Source organism: Ochrobactrum sp. RH2CCR150 (assembly GCA_014138095.1).
Taxonomy (GTDB): Bacteria; Pseudomonadota; Alphaproteobacteria; order Rhizobiales; family Rhizobiaceae; genus Brucella; species Brucella gambitense.
Map to the genome: position 1 here is coordinate 82820 of JACGXE010000007.1, position 19919 is coordinate 102738.

The following is a 19919-nucleotide window of genomic DNA, read 5'->3' on the forward strand; positions in this document are numbered from 1 at the left end:
TCACAGGCGTACCCTCGGGTCTACGAGAATATAAAGCATGTCGACCACAAAATTGATCAAGACATAAATGGCGGCCACGACAAGCAGGGTGCCCTGGATAACCGGATAGTCGCGGCGCAAAACCGCCGAAACCACCAGATTTCCAATGCCCGGCAGACCGAACACGGTTTCCGTCACGACCGCGCCAGCGACCAGCATTGCAATGGAAAGGCCAATGACGGTGATGATGGGAACAAGCGCATTTTTGAGCGCGTGCTTGAGGATCACCCGCCGTTCACTGGCGCCTTTTGCACGGGCTGTGCGAACATAGTCATCTCCCAGCACGTCAAGCATGGCTGCCCGTGTAAATCGGGTAATCAGAGCGGAATTGACCACACCAAGCGCCACGGCAGGCAAAATCAGGTGATGCAGTCGTTCCAGAAAGCTCGTGTCGGGACCACCATAACCAGATGCCGGGAACCAGCCATACTGCACCGCAAAAATCTGAATAAGGAGGAGACCCAACCAGAAACTCGGCACGCTTGCTGCCACCATGGTTAGCACGACCACGGTCTGATCGAAGAAAGTGCCTCGTTTAACTGCAGAGAAAACCCCAACGGGCAAGGCAATCAGCACTGCAATCAGTATCGAAAACAGCGTGAGGAAGAATGTGGGCTCCGCACGCGAAGCAAGGGCCTGCGTCACGGGCTGATTGAGAAAAATGGACTGGCCAAGATCGCCCTGGAATATGCCCAGCACGAACTGGCCATACTGAACCAGAAGGGGCGCATCCAGCCCCATCCGTACTCTCAAATCTGCGATGTCCTGCGGGGTCGCGTCAGACCCCAGCATGACGGCAGCAGGATCGCCGGGCGTGACCCGGACAATGACGAATACAACTGTGACAACAAGGGCAAGCACGATGGCCATGCCTATCAAACGGTGTAACAGCGCCCGAGCGATCCTCGACATAGTCTGCCTCACTTCTTAGGGGCTACATTCCAGAAATGCGGCCAGTAAGTTGGCGTATAACCGGACACTCCATCCGCAACGCCGGCAAGCGCATTGAAATTGCCGACCTTGTAGAGCGGCGCGTCATCATAGATGACGGTCTGGATGCCTTCCCACGCCTTCTGCTTTGCTTCATCGCTCGTCGCATCCATATAGGTCGCGACAGCCTTGGCTTTCTGGTCCGATATATACCAGCCCGGATAGGTATCCGTGATGGTGTTGATTGTCGTCGGATCACCCGGGAAATTCGAATGGGTAATGAAGATATCCCATTCTTTCGGATCGGCGCGGCGTGTCGTCAATGTGGCCCAATCGACAACCTGCATATCCACCTTGAAACCTGCTGCCTCAAGATAGGCTTTCGCCACTTCACCGATCTTGTAATGAAACTCATATTGACGGCTGGTCAGCAGCCGGATCGGCGTGCCGTCATATCCGGCATCTTTCAAGAGCTTGGCAGCGGTTTCCGGATCACCCTCGCCATAGCGGGCGACACCGGCTTCCGTGTGCCAGAACGAACCTTCGGGGAAGATGGAACCGTCGACGCTGTAGAAACGGTCATCGGAGAAGGCTGCGAGCATCATGTCGGACGCATTGAGTGCGGCCTGCACTGCCTGACGCAGTTCCTTTTTGACGAGCGCGCCTTCCTTCATGTTGATATTCATGGAGGCCCAGCCGGAGTTTTTGAAAATGACCGGCTTGGCCTTGCCGCTTGCCTCAACGCGCTCATAGGCGCTGACGGGAAGTGAGTCTGCGAAATCAAACTGACCGGAGATCAGTCCCTCGACGCGCGTATTCGCATCAGGAACGGGCACAAAGCGCAGTTCCTTTGCAATCGCCTCACGCTTGCCCGCATAATTGCTCGGTTCGCCTTCCGGGGACTTATAGTCGTCGAAGCGGACAAGCTGTGTGTACTGATCGGGCTTGCGTTCCTTGAGCGCATAGGGACCAGTGCCGACGAACTTCGTCAGCGTATCGGCGATCGTCTCGGACGGAATGATGATCGACGCCTGCGAGAGCGTGGCGAGAAGCGGCGCATAACGCGACTTGAGCTTGATGATGACGGCATGGTCACCGTCTTCAGTCAGGCTTTCCACGATGCCAGCAACCTGCTTGCCCTTGGAATTGATTTCCATCCAACGTTTCAAAGATGCGACGACGTCCTTGGAGTCAAAATCGCTGCCATCGTGGAACTTCACCCCTTCCCTCAGCGCAATCCGGTAAGTCAAGCCATCTTCAGAGATTTCCGGCATACCGGCAGCGAGCAAGGGAACCGACTTCCACTGTTCATCATAGGTATAGAGCGTCTCAAAGATATGCTGATCAATTGTCAGGACGATATCGGTTGGGGTCTGCATCGCGTCCAGTGTTGGCGGCTCGCCAATGGTTGCAATGGTCAGAATGCCATCCGACGATTGCGCGAAAGCCATTGCGCTTGAACATAACAGTGCTGCGGTGGCCGCCAGCAGAAAACGTTTCTTCATTGTAACTCCCCTTTTATAATTGAACTGACTGATAGTTCGCTGTTGTTAATCCAGCCCTAGCGGATCGGCGACCCGTGGCCAGAGCTCCAGACTTGCTTTCCTGTATGGTGTAACTGCTGGATTGGTCGGATATGAAGTTGGCGCTGCGATATAGACAATCTCCGACGCGACAGGCTGAAACCCGGCCTGGAAATGATTGGTCGACTTGACGACGAGGAAATCCTTGTTGGCAAAATCGATCCCAAGGTTAGTGAAGATATCCGGTTCATAGGTCTGAGACCGGCTGGTGATCAGAATGATATCAATTTGTGTTCCAACGGGACGGATTACCGCAACGCGTCCCAGATTAACCCTACTGTTGCGGAAACTCTGCCAGCCTGCATCCGCCACCTTTTCTATGGTCACGCGCAAATCCAGTGGTTCACCGCCCTGCCATGAAGATTTGCCGCCGACGCGGATTTCAAGCTCGGCTCCCTCGCCTGCCGCATGGCAAAAGGCAACGGCAACCGGATCCCAGATGGTGGCAACGGCGAAACTGTCGAGCTTGCGTTCAAACATACGACGCAGAATATAGGTCGCGTCACCCGCCACGCCGCCGCCCGGATTATCCCATATGTCAGAGATCACAACAGGACGCGAGAGATCGCTGGCGCGCACTTCCAGTACGCGGTCCAGACCGGCTTCGGTATCGAACATCTCCATGGCGGTCAGTTTGCGCATACTGTAAAGTTCCTGCCCAAGCTCGCGCGCAAGCTGATCACCTTTGGCCTTGTCATTATCCGTAACGACAACAATCCGCGTCCCCATATCGGGCGCGTCACCGGCCATGAAACCATGGATCACGGAAATCGACAGGACGCCATTCTTGCCCTGCATGGCCACGAGGCGATCGACATAGGACCGCATTGGCTCGCGATTGGTGGGGTAGATGGTGATCATGCGACAATCGAAGGTCGAAATGACAGGCTTGACTTCTCCGCGCAGCGTCCTGAGAGCCAGATCGACGACATGTTCTCCCCGCTCCTCAAAATCCGTATGTGGGAACTCAAGGAACGTTGCCATAATGTCGAGATTGGCCACACGCTTGGCCGTCAGGTGACTGTGCGGATCGAACTCAGCAGCGACCAGAATGTCAGGACCGACAATCGCGCGCACTTTTTCCAGAAAGTCGCCTTCCGGATCATCATAGCCTTGCGCCACCATTGCACCATGCAGTCCAAGAACGACAGCATCCACAGGAAGCGCTGCTTTCAGTTCGGCCAGAATTGTATCGCGCAGCGTCTCATAGGTCTGGCGTTGGATGAGACCTGCAGGTTCAGCCCAGCACGACGTGCCTTCGATAACCGTGAAACCTTCGGCTTTGCCGCGGCGACGCAAGATAGGCACAACCGATGAACACAGGGTCGGCGTTTCCGGATGCTTACCCGGCCCAGCATAAAAGGCAGCCTTGAATGCGTCCATGTCCGTTGGAACGGGAGAAAATGTATTTGTTTCCGTAGCCATTGAGGCTGTGAATATGCGCATGAATTGGTTCCAAGTGGACGGGGTAAGCAAGGCATGCTTGCAAATGGTCATGCACAAGACCCGACGATCAGGTGCGCTGGCTTCAAGATTGTCTCCACGTCCTGCACGCAAGGAACAGTTCACGCAGCCCGGCGAATAAGCCGATACAACAATTGAATTTGGAGTATGAAGGTAGTCTCCGCCTTATGTTCACCCTTTGATTATTTTCTGTAATTTATTTTCTTGATAATGCGTTGAATATTGGCTGTGTCAACAGGATATCGCGGCAGACGTCGCCAACCTAGCCGACCCGTGAAAATATATGAAATTCATTTTCATGATCCAATGGGGATGACTCGAGGGGTGGCAAGTTAAAAATGCTCGTTCAATCAAGGCCTTTCGATGCTGACGCCATGCTTCAACGGGAGTAATTTTACTTATCAGATGAAAAAAGAGCCGGAAAACCCGGCTCTTTTTTCACAAATTCCACCCATTTTTTTGGCGGTACACCGTCAATTCACACGTCGGACACCACACAACTCACCAAACAGTGCCACGCGCGGCAACATCTTCAACGCGAGTCACCACACCATCGCGATGAAAAACCATTTGGTCGAAAAGGTTGCTAACGACACATGTGTGGTTCGGGATGACGCGCACAACGGCACCCACCGGCGGAAACTCCTGCTTGCAATCTGTCAGGTCCACCACACCGTGCTCCTCCGAAAGAGAAACAACCCGCGCGCCATCAAAGCCTTCGATGGTACCATGATCGACAAAGCCCAGAAGGTCGGATGTCAGAGCTTTGGAACCGCAATCAAGCACCGCCCTGCCCGGCGCAGGTCTGGAAACCACAGTCGCCAGAATGTGCATAGCAAGATCGTCATTGGTGCAATGCCCTGCCCGAACCATGCTGCGGTCATTATAGACATAGGTGCCGGCACGGTGCTCCGTGGCAGATGGCACCAGATGTGCGGAGTAAAGGTCCGGTGAGCCGCCATTGGAACGGATCTGGCAATCTATTCCTTTCGCGGAAAGCTTTTCCATCGTCTCGACGATGAAACTCTCGACCCGCTCTGCCCCACCCGCCGCTGGATAGGTCAAAATACCGGCAAAACGCAGCCCCGGCTGCGCAAAGATCAGCTCAGCCAACGCCACAGCGGCATCGGGCGTCTGAACGCCACAACGCTTGCCGCCCGTATCGCATTCCACCAGCACTGAGAGCGGTCGCTCGGCGTTGAAGGTTTCACCAAGCCCTTTAATCGTGACGTCACTGTCGACCGTCACCTTCAAGCCGCCAATTTTCTCATTGAGCGCTTTTAACCGCGCAAGCTTCGCTGCACCCAGAATGTTATAGGTAATCAGGATGTCATCGAAACCGGCATCGGCAAAAACCTCCGCCTCTGTGATCTTCTGGCAATTGATGCCTTTGGCGCCCGCTTCCACCTGCTGTCGCGCGACAGAGGGGATTTTGTGCGTCTTGATGTGTGGGCGAAAAGCCTTCCCATGCTGATCGAAATAAGCCTGCGCGCGGGCAATGTTCGAAGCCATACGATCTTCATCGATGACCGGCATTGGCGTGGGGATGTTTTCAAGTGGCGTGCCTGCTTCTGGCCAGGGGAACGTCATGGAGTGCCTCTCTCGGGTGCGGAATGCGATGCTTGCTAGCGGTGTATATTATTTTCTTGATAGCTCTCTTGTAAGAGATAATCATTGATCAGAACGTGGAAAATTTCCATAGTTCTGTAATTATTTTTCATAATACAAACATGATAGACCGTCTGCCGAACGCAGTTTGCACCCCGACCGGAGATCCCATGGACGTCATTCACGCATTGTCAGACAAGGAAGGCAAACTTTCCGGTCTCGAGAAAAAGCTCGCCGCTGTTGTGCTTGAAAATGTCGATTTCGTCGTCAATTCTTCCATTGGTGAGCTGGCAGAAAAAGCGGGCGTATCTCCGCCGACCGTAACGCGGTTTTGCAGGCGGATAGGCTGTCAGGGCTACTCCGACTTCAAGGTGCAACTGGCCAAAATCACCTATGTCGGCTTGCGTTACCTGATGCCGGAAACAGAAACCAGCACGGTAGAAGAAGTAGCGGAAGACATTATCACCAAAGCGCAAAATGCGCTTTTCCAGCTTCACCGCCAACTCGATCTGGCTGCCATGGAAAAGGCCGCCCATTTGCTGCGTGGGGCTGATTTCATTCAGGCCTTCGGTGCAACCGGCAACTCGGCCATGATCGCCAATGAACTCCACAACCGGCTGTTTCGTCTTGGATGCCGCATCAATGCATCAACGGATCACAGCATGAACCACATGCTCTCCGCCGCCGCCCAACCGGGAACGGTTGTGATTGGTTCATCCATCACAGGTCGCGACCGTGATCTGGTGCATTGCATGAATTTGCTGCGCGCCCGCGCTATTCCCACCATTGCGATAACCCAAAGCAATTCCGCCGTAGCACAGGCTTCTGATTTGGTGATCGCTATCGATCTCGATGAGGGCAAGAATATCTTTCGCCCCACATCCACCCGATATGCCTATCTGGCGACAATCGATATTCTGGCCAACATGGTAGCCTATGCCGACCGCAGTCGCTCCGCCCATGTGCTCCGACAGATCAAGGAGGAGCTTGTCCGGTCCCGCGACGGCGACGACAAACAGGTACTAGGGGACTGATATTTATAGCTCAGGCCGCATTTATCATGCGGCCTGAGCAGTTACTTGAGATGCGCCACCGGTGGTTAGCGTTGCGCCACCGGGCGAACCAACGGCGTCACGCGGCGAATGGTAACCCGACGGTTTTCCTGTTCCGGTCCATCGGTCTTGATCTTCAGGAACCGCTCACCATAACCTTGTGTGACAAGATTTTCAGCCGGAATATCATAGACTTCCGTCAGCAGGCTCGCGACCGACTCTGCGCGCTTGTCAGAGAGAACAAGGTTCGATCGATCAGAACCGACAGCATCTGTGTGGCCTTCGATGAAGAAGGTTTCGCCGGGATCTTTGGCAAGGACCTTTTGCATGGCGTCGGCCACTTTGCGCAGTGTCTTGGCCTGCGAAAGCGAGACTTCCGCGCTGCCGGTCGCGAAGTGGATTGTGTCGAGATCGATACGACGCACCTTATCGCGCAGACGTGCAGAATGGCGCACTTCATCGATCGTGTAGACGCGTTCAACACGCTCGACCGGAGGCATGGCCAGGAAGTCATAGAAGTCACGATCACGGTCGTCTGTTACGTCGATGATATAATCGCTGACAGGGATCGTGAGGCGCATCGGTGGCAGATCGTAACCAACATCGGCGATAGCGGCACGCGGCGTATCTTCATAGTCGGGGGCATAGACCATCAGATATTCGTTGCCGTCGCGGTCGATACGGGAGCGCTGCACAACATCACCATAACGGTCATAAACAGTGACCACACGGTAGCCACCGGGACGCACAATCGTTTCGCGCATGCGGCCGCGTGGCAGCTCATCATAATAGGCTTCTTCGGCATTGTGGCGCAGACGTGGACGATCATCACCGCGCACGAACATCCGATCACCGACATCCATAACAACGCGGTTGTCGACCTGCTCGAGCACTTTCACATTGGTGACGTTGTTCGTAACGTTGTTGACTGTCGTGTTATTGACGACGGTATTATTAACTACGGTGTTGTTCACGATATTTGTGGTTTCCGGGACAACGAAAGCGGGTGCCTCATCGACACGCTTTCCCTTCTCCTTCAGATTGGCTTCAATCTTCTTGGGAAGATCAGCCTTGATCTGCTCGGGGATTGCAACCTGAGCGGATGCGTCGTCTGCGGGGGGTGGTGCTGAAGCTTCGGCTTCACGCTGTTGACCGCGTTGCTTGCGACGTTCCTCGCGGGCCTGATTGCCACCGCTATTATCGGCATCCTTGTCGCTATCGAGAATGGCAGCGCCATTTTCGACTGGTAGAACCACCGTTTCGTCGGTCTTCGACGGATCTTTTGCGATGGCTTCCTTTTCGGCTGCCGAGCGCTTGTCCACGATTGCGGGCACTGGCTCCGGCTTCTTTTCAGCTTCCTGCGGCTGCTCCACTGGTTGCTGTTCTACCGGTGACGGCTCGCGGTTCTTCTTTCCATGCTGTTCTTTAGCAGCTGGCTGTTCCGACGGCTGAAGGGGACTGGTTTCGCCAGTCTGCGGTTCTGTCGACTGGGCTGGAGCTGGAGCAGATTCCGGCTGCGGTTCAGGCTTCTGTGCCTGCGCATCGTCTGCTGGAGCGGGTTTCTTTTTGGGACGCTCAACGGTTTCCTTGCCGGCCTCTTCCGGTACACTGTTTGCATCCGGCGTCTTCGCCGCTGGCTTCTTGTGGGCGGGAGCCTGTTGTTCCGGTTCAGCCTCGCCTTTCGGCGTGCTTTCTTCTGGCGCAGGCTTCTTCTCTGTGGCTTCGCGCTGTGTTTCCTGCTCTGCCGCCTTCTTTTGCTCAGCGGTCTGCTTTTCAGCTTCCTCAGCAGCAGCCTTCTCCTGCTTCTGCTTCTCGGCGTTGCGCTCAGAAGCTTCCTGTTCTGCCTTCTGCTGTTCCTCGGCTTTGCGCTGCGCTTGTTCTGCCGCCTTCTGTTGTGCGGCAGCTTCTTCTCCGGCCTTTTTCTGTTCAGCAGCCTGACGCTGCGTTTCAGCCTCTGCCGCCTTGCGTTCTTCAGCCTGCCTTGCTGCCTCTGCTTTTTCCGCCTGCTGCTTTTCTACTTCCTGACGATGAGCTTCTTCCTGCTCGGCACGCTTGCGCTCTTCGGCCTGACGCTGGGCTTCCTCTTGCTCAGCCTGGCGACGCCCGTGCCCCTCTTCAGAAGGACGCTCGCCCTCTGCCTGTGGCTGTTCAACGGGCTGCTCCTGAGGTGCTCGCTCTTCGCTGTTTTCCTGAGCCACTTGATAGGGCTGCGACAGCATATCCGCGAAAGATGGCTGCGCAAAAATGCAGACCGACATCACCGGTATCGCAACAGTGGCGCGAAGCTTGGAACGAATAGACATAGATCCTTCTCCTTCTGGAAGGCAGAACTGATAAGCAAAGGGCCTGCTTCCGATTCCGCGCATGCTGGAATGCGAATAGAGGCAAATTGCGGCAACTTCACAGAAGCGTTACCGGTATGATCATGAACCGTTGCTGAATGCGGTTTTGCACGGTTTTAAAGCAAAACAGCGCGAGCTTGACTTTAAATCCCGAGACAAGGAACCATGGCTTAATGTGGCTTATTCATGGTCGCGTAACTGTGGGAGACAGCGCCCGATTGAAACAAGCACCGACGAGCAGCCGACCCCCGATGGAAACTCTAGGCAGAAGTTGAGTCTGCTTTTCCCGAATGGCCATTCCTCGCCATGCTTGTAGAAAAATTCTGCGCAATATCGGCAAGGGTAACGCCTTGTAATCGCGTCATAAGCAGTTGTTCTGCTTCATTGAAAACGCTTTTGAGTTTTTCGTTAACTGCTTGTTCTATAACGCAACCTGGCATGTCATAGGCCGGACCGACTGCAAAAATAGACGGCTCGCCAACAGCGCGATAAATGTCAAACAATGTCAGCTGATCAAGCGGCCGCGCCAGTGTCCAGCCACCGCCATGCCCCTTCTCCGAGCGTACATAGCCTTCCTTACGAAGTCCCGCCATCGTGCGTCGGATCACCACTGGATTGGCATCCAGCATCGATGCAATTTCCTCTGACGTCATGGCGCCGTCGTGATGCTCCATATGGATCAAAACATGCAACATGCGCGATAGCCGGCTATCCTGCCTCATATATTTTCACTCTTTGTATCGGCCTGAAAAGACAGGCGGGATTATCGGATATTTCTGACCGGAAAGCAAATTGATACAAGTGAAGTTACATGACTGTTGACTCTCTCATCTCACGTAACTTATGTTGTGTCATAATCGATAAACACCGTTATGGAGGCTCGTAATGGCAGCTCAAAAAGTTGTTTCAGCATGGACACCATCAACGGCTATCAAGATAACCGGATCAACAATCATGCAAAACTACGAGACCATCATCATCGGCGGCGGTCCCGCCGGACTTTCTGCGGCCCTGATCGCTGGGCGCGCATTGCGCAAAGTGCTTATCATAGATGGCGGGGAGCCTCGGAACCGCAAGGCGCCTGCAATGCATAGCTACCTGTCGCGGGATGGTATCCTGCCGCAGGAATTCCGGAAGGCGGCGCGCGCAGAGTTATTGCGCTATGACACGGTGACCTATCGGGAAGGTCTGGTCCAAACTATCCAGCCAGCGGACGGCGGCTATTCAGTGGAGTTGGCCGATGGAGACATTGTTTTTGCGCCCAAAATTCTCCTGGCCCTTGGCGTGACTGATCAACTACCGGCAATTGAAGGCCTCGTGGAAAACTGGGGCCGCGGCGTTCATCATTGCCCCTTCTGCGATGGCTTTGAGCATCGCGGCGAGCATTGGGGTGTGCTTGTGGAAACAACAGCCATGCTGGATCACGCCGTATTCTTCAAGAATTGGGCGGGCCGCCTGACCGTTTTCACCAACGGCGCTGGCCTTCCAGCGGAGAAGTTGTCTGATCTATCGCGCGCAGAGGTCAATCTGGTAACAACACCAGTCAAAGAAGTTCTCAGTGGCGATGGTCACACCATCGGTGGAATAGTGCTCAGGGATGGACGTCGGGAGGACATCCAATCACTATGGATCAGACCACTTCAAAGCCAGACACCCATCGTCACCGGATTGCCACTCAACATACGCGATGACAGCGGCTTGTGGCGCAACGAAATGAACGAGACTTCAATGAAGGGCATCTACGCTGCAGGTGACTGCGCGGCAGGGCCGATGCAGCAGGCCATTCTTGCCGCAGCCGACGGTGCGCGCACAATGTTCTCGATTATACACAGTCTTGTAAACGCGCATTGAGAGCACGCAGCAACTGAGTCCTCATCAGATAAAATAAGCCCGAAGGCACCCTAAACGGGATGCCTTCGGGCTTGCAAAATGCTTAAGAACTTAGTCCAGCACGTAGCAGGCTTTTCCTTTTCCGGGTGCCGGATCACCGAATGAATAATTGCCGCAATCAACCCCATCACGGAAAGTGCGCTCTATAAAGCGACCGTTTGCGCCATAGCGAACCCGTTTGCGACCATAGAAGTCACAGTACCCGCCTTCCTTGGCGCAAGGTCTCCAGTCCCGGTCCCGGTCATCATAACGATCTGGTCGGCTCCGACGATCGGGGCGGTCGGGACGACCGTCGCGGTAGTCACGGTCACGGACAACGAAAGAGCAGCTTTTCTTCTTGCCCGGTGCGGGATCGTCAAAAACACGGTTCGAGCACGGCACTTCCGGGCGATCGATGAAACGGGACGTGTTGCGCCCGCCTGTTCCATAGACAACTTCAGCCGGATAAGGCAGTCGGCATATGCCGCCCTCACTTGCACAACGCTGCAACTCTGCTGCGGAAGCGGTCGTTGCGAGCATGGGCGAAAGCATTGCCATCACGCCGCCGAGACAAAGCGATGCAACCGTCGTCTTAACTACAGATACCATTCTTGGTCCCTCCATATGTGCCGGACTATGCTTTAATTCCAGATGTTTGAATAGAGGATGAATGAGGTCGTACGCTTTGCAATTAAGATGATCGCATCGCCATATGGCTCGGACCTTTTACGGCACCCATGACAGAAAAAGCCCCGCAAAACGGGGCTTTTCTGAAAGAATGGGGCTGAACGGGCTTAGCTCTTCGGGCTCAAATCCATGGAAAACCACTTTTCCGACATCTTGGCGAGCGTGCCATCTGCCCGCATTTCAGCCAGTGCCTTGTCGAGCTTGGCCTTCAGTTCCGGCTCTTCCTTACGCAGGCCAATGCAGACATTGGTTGCCTGGATGCCACCAACCAGAAGCGGCCCAGTGATCTTCAGCCTTCCATTGCTCTTCTCAGCGCGGTCACGTGCGAAAACCACATTGTCGTACTGACCGTCAACGCGGCCGGATTCGAGATCCAGCTTAACCTGTTCCGATCCCTTATAGGTGCGGACCTGAACGGCATCACCGAAATTCTGTTCGACAAACTGCAACTGGCTGGTCGAAAGCGATGCGCCAATCGTCTTGCCTTTCAACGCTTCCTTGAGGTCAGCAATCGCCTTTTTGCCTTCCTCGGTATCCGTGGAAAGGCTTTCACCCGTGTGAGGCAGGTTGGCCAAAGGACCATCAGCTGGCACCAGGAACGTGTTCGGCGTGATCACATATGGATCGGAGAAATCGATAACCTTGCGACGCTCGGGGTTCGGCCCCATCGTCAGCACAACGTCGAATTTTCCGGCCAGCAGCGACGGGATCTGGCTATCCCAATCCTGCGCAACAATGTTGCATTCAAGTTCGGCGCGCTTGCAGACTTCCTTGATGACATCAAGGTCAAGGCCCTGAAGCTCACCGCCCGGGCTTGTCAAATTGAAAGGCGGAAAAGCGCCCTCGACACCAACCGTCACAGCTTTCCAGTCTTTCGCCATAACACTGCCGCTATAAAGCATCGACAAAGTGCAAAGGCCGATGGCCGCAATTTTCTTCAGCATAGTTCCCTCATGCTTATTTGTGTTTTCTATCGGCAATGCGAGCGGCGGTTACGCGCTTTTCTCTACCCGGTTGCAAAGAGTTTGAACCCACGAGCGAGCGATGAAAAGCAGAATTATGTTCATATATATGAATTTAATTCCGCTTTTTAAAAGACATCAGTGACCACAGATCGCGAACCGCGTCCGTCCCGAAAATCGGGCCAAGGTTAGTTTCAGCTGTGTCGCAAAGCGTTAATTATCAGCCATTTAGCTTGGCATAACGCGCAACATCCGCATGGGTCGCGAACCAAATATCCTTATAGGTACGAATATGAGCAATCAGCTCTTTCAGTATCCAGATTCTCGAACGATGACCGATGATATCCGGATGCATAGTCAGCTGGAAAATACCGCCCTCTTCATAGGCTGCATCAAACTCCCGAAGGAATATCTGGAGAATATCGTGCGGCGCGATCTGGGGGCGCAACCCGCCCCAACGGTCCATGACGAGATAGGCTGCATCATCGCGGATCCACTCAACTGGCAGTTCGGTGACACCACACGGCTCGCCATTGAGCAAAAGCTCGTAGCAATCAACATCAGCCATAAGCGATGAATCGTAGATCAATCCCATTTCAGAAGTGATCTGCAATGTGTTGTCGCTGAAATCCCAGGACGGCGTACGAATGCCGACCGGGCGAACACCGGTGATCTTTTCCAGCACATCGGCGGCACGGTGTTGAAGATCGCGCTCTGTTTCATCGTCAAGCAATGTGTTCCGCTCGTGTATCCAACCATGAAGGGCAATTTCGTGCCCCTCGCCGATCAATGCGCGTTGCTCATCAGGATAATGCATGGCGGAAATGGCAGGTACGAAGAATGTGGCTGGAATGTTGTCCTGGCGCAGAATTTCGCGAATGCGCGGAATACCCTGCCTTGGCCCAAACTGCCCCTGCGACAAAGCCGAAATCGACTTTCCGCCATCGCGCAGTTCAAACGTGTCATGGTCTGAATCGAAAGAGAGTGCGACTGCGCATCGAGCGCCGCCCTGCCAGGATGCAGGCTTGAAACTACGGCCAGCGCGGGCGCGATTCATGATGGTTTGAAGCCGTTCTTCGGACCAGGTCCAGGTTGGCACGGGAGCGTCGGTTGTCATGATGTCGGCCCTCCACTGACCGATAATGTCTGCCCCGTGATCCAGCTCGCAAAGGGAGATGCGAGAAAGAGCACGGCGTTTGAGATATCTTCCGGCAGTCCGATCCGGCGCAACGGAATTTCATTGATCATCGCGGCCTGTCCCTCGTCACCATAGGAAGCCCATTGGCGCTCATAATCAGGGCTGGTGCGCAAAAAGCCGGGAGCAACCGCATTGACGTTGATCCCGAACGGTCCAAGTTCATGGCCCAACTGGCGGGCAAGACTGATCAGGGCTGCCTTTGCACTCGCATAGGCCTGAATGCCCGTCAGACTGACGCCAAGACCGGCGCCACTGGAAATGAAGACCATTTTGCCCGTGCCCCGCCGCTTCATGGCCGGGACAAGTGCCCGGGCAACCAGAAATGCGCCGCGCACATTGATGTCGTAGATACGATCCCAATCCGCAGCCGGAACTTCATCCACAGGACGTTTCTGCTGCCCGAGCACGCCGCCTGCAACATGGACAAAAATATCAAACCCGCCATTGGCGTCTTCTTCCGCCGCCAATGCTGCAATTGCAGCCTCATCAGTCACATCCAGATGCGTCGTTCTGATCGAGCCGCCACGCGCGGGCCGCGCTTCACTGGCCAATGTTGCCAGTTCGGCATCCAGAACGTCTGTAGCAGTGACGATTGCGCCATCCGCAGCAAATGCCTCGCAGATAGCCCGTCCAATTCCTCTTGCGGCCCCGGTCACCAGGACCCGCTTTTCTTTGAATTCTATATCCATGTTACTGCTTGTCTGCTGCTGTTGGTTTATATCCGAGACGCGCGCTCAACTCCGCCGCGTGCTTGACGACAGCGTCAATCATGCGCTGGCGACATGCGGTAAAGCGCGATGAGATCGTGGCCATATTGAGCGTCGCAATCACATCGCCGCTGGCATCGAAAACCGGGGCTGCAACACCCGAACCACCGACCACTGCCTCTTCGTCGCAGATGGCAAAGCCAGCTTCGCGGGCCGCTTCAATGATGCGGCGTATCTGTACCCGATCAATCACGGTCTTGTCCGTCAGCGGAACGATCCGTTCTTTGGCTAGATAGGTAGATGTCTTTTCCGGCTGCCAATGCGCCAGAAGAACCCGTCCCATCGCGGTGCAATAAGCGGGATCAGACCCTGTCAGATCGGAATCGAAACGAACCGCCTGATGACTGACGCTCTTGGCGAGGAGCTTAACCCGCCCATCCTTGCGGCGCGTACCGAGAAAGACGGTCTCGCCTTCGCTGTCGCGCATGGCGTCCATGATCGGCTGGGCCGTTGCGATCAGATAGGCGTCGCTTCCGCTCGACCAGCCCGGCCCGTCACGAAATGCCTCATGGATGCGATAGGACTCGGTATCGTCGCGAACGACATAGGCCCGCGCCACCAATGTGGCCAGCAGATTGAACGTGCTGCTTTTGGGATAACCGAGCTCTGCGACGATCGCTTTGAGCGTCACCGGCTTATGCGCACGACCGAGGAACTCGAGGATCTCAAGAACCCGAACGGCCGACTTAACTTCACCACTGTTTTCTATGTTCATATATGTGAACCAAATTCCTATTGTGGAATAATGTGGCAGACATACGATCAAGTGGCAATACAAAAAGGAGCGCATCTGGAAATGAACTCACAAAACAAGGTTGCCATTGTTACCGGCGGAGCAAGGGGCATCGGAAAGGCCTGCGCTCTCGATCTGGCGCGTGCGGGCTATGACATTGCGCTGGTTGATCTGCTGGAAGCGGAGTTGGCGGCAACCACAGCCGAAATCGAAGGCCTCGGCGTCAAGGCAATCTCCTGCGTGGCAGATGTTTCCAGCCACAAGCGTGCTGGTGAAGTCGTTGCGCAAACGATTGAAACATTTGGCCGCCTTGATTTTCTGCTCAACAATGCAGGCCGTTCTGCGCCGGTGGGGATTCTCGACATTTCGGAAGATGAGTTCGACCGCGCGATCGCGATCAACCTGAAAAGCTGCTTCAATTATATCCAGCATTCGGCGCCACATATGCTGAAACAGGGCGGCGGCCGCATTGTTTCCATGTCGTCACTCAATGCACTTTCCGGTGGCGTGACCGCAGCCGTCAGCAGATTTGCCTACGCCGCCGCAAAAGCTGGCATTCTCGGCATGACGCGCTCGCTCGCCAAGGAACTTGGCCCGAATATCGCCGTCAATGCGATCTGCCCCGGCGTCATCCGCACGGAGATTGACACGAATGTTACCGAACGCGCCGATGAAGTCATCAAGGGCATCGCACTCGGTCGCCTTGGCTGCGCTGACGATGTCGCACGCCTCGTCACTTTCCTTGCCACATCCGAACCGTGTTTCATCACAGGTCAGGCATTCACGGTTGATGGCTTTCAATTCAATGTTTGACATGAACGCAGAAGGGGGTAATCAGCACCACTTCAGATTACCCCCTTCGACGGGATTGCGCTGAAAAGCGCAATCCCGAACATAAGGGCCGACAATAACGGACCCCGAAACAGAGGGAGCCAGACGATGGAGGGTCGAGCTATGGCAAAGAACCATCACGATATCTGGGATATCGTAGACGGCAAAAGTGCCGCTTACTTCGAACTCAGCGACACGGTTTGGGATAATCCCGAGACCAATTACGAAGAATATGAGTCCAGCGCCGCTCATGCTGCGATGCTTGAAACCGAGGGGTTTCGCGTCTCACGCGGCATCGCAGGACTGCCAACCGCCGTCATGGGGGAAGCCGGCGATGAAGGTCCGATCATTGCCATTCTTGGCGAATTCGATGCCCTTCCCGGCTTGAGCCAGATCGCTGGCATTGCGGAAGAACAGCCTGTTGAGGCAGGCGGCCACGGTCATGGCTGCGGCCATAATCTGCTTGGCGCCGGTTCCCTTCTGGCAGCCGCCGCAGTGAAGCAATATCTGGAAACGCATGGAATCAAAGGCCGCGTGCGCTATTACGGCTGCCCGGCAGAAGAAGGCGGATCGGCCAAGGGCTTCATGGTGCGTGAAGGCCTTTTTGACGATGTCGACATTGCCTTTTGCTGGCACCCGGCACCTTTCGCAGGCGTCAACGACCCTGTGTCGCTGGCTTGTAACGAAATAAGCTTTCATTTCTCGGGTCGCGCGGCGCACGCCGCCTCCGCTCCTCATTTGGGACGCAGCGCGCTCGACGCCGTTGAGCTGATGAATGTCGGCGTTAATTACATGCGCGAGCATATGCCATCAACGGCCCGCATTCATTACGCCGTAACAGATACGGGTGGCTTCGCGCCCAATGTTGTGCAGGCCAAGGCCAGTGTCCGCTATCTGATCCGTGCTCTGAGCCTGCCCGTCATGCAGACCTTGCTTGAACGGGTCAAAAAAATTGCTGATGGCGCAGCACTCATGACGGAAACAACAGTTCGCAGCGAAATCGTCAGCGGCGACGCCAATCTGATCGGCAACAAGCCGCTGGAACAGCTCATGCAGCGCGAGCTGGAACGTCTGGGGGCTCCCATTTTCGACGCAAAAGACCAGGAAATGGCACAGCGTTTTCAGGCAACGCTATCCAAGGAAGACATTTCTGACGCCTTTCGCCGTTTCGGCGTCGAGCCCAAGGACGGCCTTGCTCTTTGTGAAGATGTTTATGAGCCGTATAAGGGAGACAATTCCCTTGTTGGTTCAACAGACGTCGGCAGTGTGAGCTGGGTTGTCCCCACCGTGCAGATGCGTGGCGCGACCTGCGCTATTGGCACGCCGCTCCATTCGTGGCAAATGGTGGCGCAGGGTAAATTGCCTGCTGCTCATAAAGGAATGGCTCACGCAGCAAAGGTTATGGGAAGCACGGCAGTGGAACTGTTTCTGAATCCCGAACGGATTGCAGAAGCCAAACAGGACCACGTGAAAAAGCTGAATGGCGACGTTTTTGTCAATCCAATTCCCGACAGCGTGCAACCTGCCCTGCCCGTCGCAGCGAAGTGAAAGACGGCCCAATATGGCCGCCGGAAAGTGAAATGAAGTTCAATCGCTCCTTCAAGAATTGGCCTGAAGCACTATGAAGGCTTTTTTCGATATTTTAAGCTTCGGCCCCGATGGCTGGGGCTATGTTCTCGTGATGGCGTCTCTGGTAACAGTCTCGCTGGCCGTGGTCGGCTTTCTGCTGGGCGCAACGATTGGTGTCTTTGCCGCATGGGCAAAGATTTCCGGCGGACGCACACTGCGCGGCATCGCTGACGGCTATACCACCGTCATTCGCGGCATCCCCGATCTTCTGGTGATCTATCTGTTCTATTTTGGCGGCAGCGCCGCCATCACAGCGCTTGGAAAGTTCTTCGGTGCTCAGGGTTTCATCGGCTTTCCCGCCTTTCTGGCTGGTGTGCTGGCAATCGGTATTTCCTGCGGCGCACATCATACGGAAGTGTTCCGCGGTGCCTTCAGAGCCGTCTCCAAGGGAGAACTTGAAGCTGCATCAGCCTGCGGCATGGGTCAGGCGCTCAAGTTCCGTCGTATTATCGCACCGCTGGCTTTGCGCCATGCACTGCCGGGTCTTGGCAATGTCTGGCAGGTTGCCTTGAAGGAATCTGCACTGATTTCTGTCGTTGGCGTGGTTGATATTCTGCGTCAGGCGCAGATTGGTGCGGGCTCCACGGGTTTGCCGTTCAACTTTTTCCTGATCGCAGGCGCGCTCTATCTGCTGATTTCCTCCGTTTCCGGCGGCATTCTGCAAGCCGCTGAACGTCACTTCTCGCGCGGCGTCAGGAGGGCAAAATGAACCTTCAATTCTATACAGAATCCTTTCTGGCAATGATGGGCGGCGTGCCGCTGACGCTGCAGCTTGCTGCTATATCCATCGTTTGCGGCGCAATTCTTGCCCTGCTGTTTGCGATGATGCGTCTGTCGGGAATAGGTGTCCTCGACTGGATCGCCCGGCTCTATGTCTTCGTGTTCCGCGGCACACCGCTTCTGGTGCAGATCTTCATCATCTATTATGGCCTCAGCCAGTTTTCGACGATCCGCTATTCATTCCTGTGGCCCGTTCTTCGTGAACCATATTGGTGTGCGATCATCGCATTGACGCTGAATAACGCGGCCTATGCCAGCGAGATCATTCGCGGCGGCCTGTTGTCGGTGCCGCACGGCCAGATCGAGGCGGCAAAAGCCTGTGGCATGTCGCGTTTCACCTGCTTCCGCAGAGTAGTAATGCCGCTTGCCATCCGTCAGGCACTGCCCGGCTACGGCAATGAGATGATATCGATGATCAAGGCGACCTCGCTTGCCTCCATTATCACGCTCATGGAAGTCACCGGCATTGCGGCCAAGCTCATTGCAGAAAGCTACCGCGTGATTGAGGTGTTCGTGATCGCGGGCGCCATCTATCTGGCTATCAATTTCGTTCTGACACGCTTGCTCCTGATTGCCGAATACAGGCTCACGCCCTATTTGCGCCAGCCAGCCGTCAGCATCTCCACCGAAGGAAAAACATCGTGAGTAAAGCCATCTCTCCTAACGCACCGGTGGCGCTAAAAGTTGAAAACCTGCGTAAAAGCTTTGGCGCCAATGAAGTGCTGAAAGGCATTTCGCTTGAAGCGCGCGAAGGCGAAGTCATTTCTATCCTCGGTTCTTCGGGGTCGGGAAAGTCCACTTTGCTACGCTGCATCAACCTTCTGGAAATTCCAACATCGGGCACGGTTACCGTTTCCGGTGAGACGATCCGCATGGCCAAGAATTCCAAGGGCGAAGCCTATCCCGCCGACAAGAAGCAGGTCTCGCGGATCCGTTCTGAACTCGGCATGGTTTTCCAGAGCTTCAATCTGTGGTCACACAAGACCATTCTAGAAAACATCATCGAAGCGCCGATCTATGTTCAGGGTCGGCCGCGCGCGGAATGTATCGCAGAAGCTGAAGCGCTGCTGGCCAAGGTTGGCATTGCAGACAAGCGCGACTTCTACCCCTCGCATCTCTCCGGCGGCCAGCAACAGCGCGCCGCCATTGCGCGCGCGCTGGCGATGAAGCCAAAAGTGATGCTGTTCGACGAACCGACCTCCGCGCTTGATCCCGAACTCGTCGGCGAAGTGCTGCGCGTCATGCGCGGATTGGCCGAGGAAGGCCGCACCATGCTTGTCGTCACGCACGAAATGGGCTTTGCCCGCGACGTGTCGAACCGGGTCATCTTCGTTCATCAGGGGCTCGTCGAAGAAGACGGCGCACCCGAAGATGTGTTCACAAACTCCAAATCAGAGCGTTTTCGCAAGTTTATCAGCCACGAAAACGCTGGCTGATTATTTCAA

Annotated in this window: 18 protein-coding genes; 7 read left to right on the top strand and 11 right to left on the bottom strand. The window is 55.1% G+C overall.

The features are described 5' to 3' along the window. From FHW03_RS15665 to FHW03_RS15680, 4 genes are all read right to left on the bottom strand, one after another. Complete coding sequence (locus tag FHW03_RS15665; RefSeq protein ID WP_182521609.1) at positions 1-942, bottom strand: ABC transporter permease; 942 nt, start codon at positions 940-942, stop codon at positions 1-3. A 17-nt stretch (positions 943-959) separates the two neighbouring features. Next, on the bottom strand, positions 960-2474 hold the full coding sequence (locus tag FHW03_RS15670) for an ABC transporter substrate-binding protein (RefSeq protein ID WP_182521475.1): 1515 nt from the start codon (positions 2472-2474) through the stop codon (positions 960-962). 45 nt (positions 2475-2519) lie between these two features. Then, a complete protein-coding gene (locus tag FHW03_RS15675; RefSeq protein WP_182521476.1) occupies positions 2520-3998 on the bottom strand; it encodes a M81 family metallopeptidase in 1479 nt (492 codons plus the stop codon). A 519-nt stretch (positions 3999-4517) separates the two neighbouring features. Further along, complete coding sequence (locus tag FHW03_RS15680; protein ID WP_182521477.1) at positions 4518-5606, bottom strand: D-TA family PLP-dependent enzyme; 1089 nt, start codon at positions 5604-5606, stop codon at positions 4518-4520. Positions 5607-5794: 188 nt separating this feature from the next. Here FHW03_RS15680 and FHW03_RS15685 point away from each other — a divergent pair, with 188 nt between their 5' ends. Beyond that, positions 5795-6658 (top strand): MurR/RpiR family transcriptional regulator, encoded by an 864-nt coding sequence (locus FHW03_RS15685; protein ID WP_182521478.1) that lies wholly within the window; start codon positions 5795-5797, stop codon positions 6656-6658. 65 nt (positions 6659-6723) lie between these two features. Here FHW03_RS15685 and FHW03_RS15690 read toward each other — a convergent pair whose 3' ends face one another. Both FHW03_RS15690 and FHW03_RS15695 read right to left on the bottom strand, forming a co-directional pair. After that, on the bottom strand, positions 6724-8979 hold the full coding sequence (locus tag FHW03_RS15690; protein ID WP_182521479.1) for an OmpA family protein: 2256 nt from the start codon (positions 8977-8979) through the stop codon (positions 6724-6726). A 299-nt stretch (positions 8980-9278) separates the two neighbouring features. Continuing rightward, complete coding sequence (locus FHW03_RS15695) at positions 9279-9740, bottom strand: Rrf2 family transcriptional regulator (protein ID WP_182521480.1); 462 nt, start codon at positions 9738-9740, stop codon at positions 9279-9281. Between the two features lie 163 nt (positions 9741-9903). Here FHW03_RS15695 and FHW03_RS15700 point away from each other — a divergent pair, with 163 nt between their 5' ends. Beyond that, entirely contained in the window at positions 9904-10869 is a 966-nt protein-coding gene (locus FHW03_RS15700) for an NAD(P)/FAD-dependent oxidoreductase (protein ID WP_182521481.1), read from the top strand. 90 nt (positions 10870-10959) lie between these two features. Here FHW03_RS15700 and FHW03_RS15705 read toward each other — a convergent pair whose 3' ends face one another. The 5 genes from FHW03_RS15705 to FHW03_RS15725 all read right to left on the bottom strand — a co-directional run bounded on the left by FHW03_RS15705 (position 10960) and on the right by FHW03_RS15725 (position 15216). Next, positions 10960-11496 (bottom strand): hypothetical protein, encoded by a 537-nt coding sequence (locus FHW03_RS15705; protein ID WP_182521482.1) that lies wholly within the window; start codon positions 11494-11496, stop codon positions 10960-10962. 185 nt (positions 11497-11681) lie between these two features. After that, entirely contained in the window at positions 11682-12518 is an 837-nt protein-coding gene (locus FHW03_RS15710; protein WP_182521483.1) for a transporter substrate-binding domain-containing protein, read from the bottom strand. Positions 12519-12756: 238 nt separating this feature from the next. After that, complete coding sequence (locus FHW03_RS15715) at positions 12757-13653, bottom strand: polysaccharide deacetylase (RefSeq protein ID WP_182521484.1); 897 nt, start codon at positions 13651-13653, stop codon at positions 12757-12759. Continuing rightward, on the bottom strand, positions 13650-14423 hold the full coding sequence (locus FHW03_RS15720) for an SDR family NAD(P)-dependent oxidoreductase (RefSeq protein WP_182521485.1): 774 nt from the start codon (positions 14421-14423) through the stop codon (positions 13650-13652). Before FHW03_RS15720 ends, FHW03_RS15715 begins: the two co-directional genes overlap by 4 nt. A gap of 1 nt (position 14424) precedes the next feature. Then, positions 14425-15216: an IclR family transcriptional regulator gene (locus tag FHW03_RS15725; RefSeq protein ID WP_182521486.1), complete on the bottom strand. Its 792-nt coding sequence runs from the start codon at positions 15214-15216 to the stop codon at positions 14425-14427. 81 nt (positions 15217-15297) lie between these two features. On the opposite strand from FHW03_RS15725, the gene FHW03_RS15730 reads away from it, so the two are divergent. The 5 genes from FHW03_RS15730 to FHW03_RS15750 all read left to right on the top strand — a co-directional run bounded on the left by FHW03_RS15730 (position 15298) and on the right by FHW03_RS15750 (position 19910). Next, complete coding sequence (locus FHW03_RS15730) at positions 15298-16047, top strand: SDR family NAD(P)-dependent oxidoreductase (protein WP_182521487.1); 750 nt, start codon at positions 15298-15300, stop codon at positions 16045-16047. Positions 16048-16188: 141 nt separating this feature from the next. Further along, positions 16189-17613 (top strand): M20 family metallopeptidase, encoded by a 1425-nt coding sequence (locus FHW03_RS15735; RefSeq protein ID WP_377514978.1) that lies wholly within the window; start codon positions 16189-16191, stop codon positions 17611-17613. A gap of 73 nt (positions 17614-17686) precedes the next feature. Further along, complete coding sequence (locus FHW03_RS15740; RefSeq protein WP_182521489.1) at positions 17687-18403, top strand: ABC transporter permease subunit; 717 nt, start codon at positions 17687-17689, stop codon at positions 18401-18403. After that, positions 18400-19119 (top strand): ABC transporter permease, encoded by a 720-nt coding sequence (locus FHW03_RS15745; protein WP_182521490.1) that lies wholly within the window; start codon positions 18400-18402, stop codon positions 19117-19119. The genes FHW03_RS15740 and FHW03_RS15745 overlap by 4 nt, the downstream gene beginning before the upstream one ends. Further along, positions 19116-19910 (top strand): ATP-binding cassette domain-containing protein, encoded by a 795-nt coding sequence (locus FHW03_RS15750; protein WP_182521491.1) that lies wholly within the window; start codon positions 19116-19118, stop codon positions 19908-19910. The genes FHW03_RS15745 and FHW03_RS15750 overlap by 4 nt, the downstream gene beginning before the upstream one ends. Positions 19911-19919: the final 9 nt, after the last annotated feature.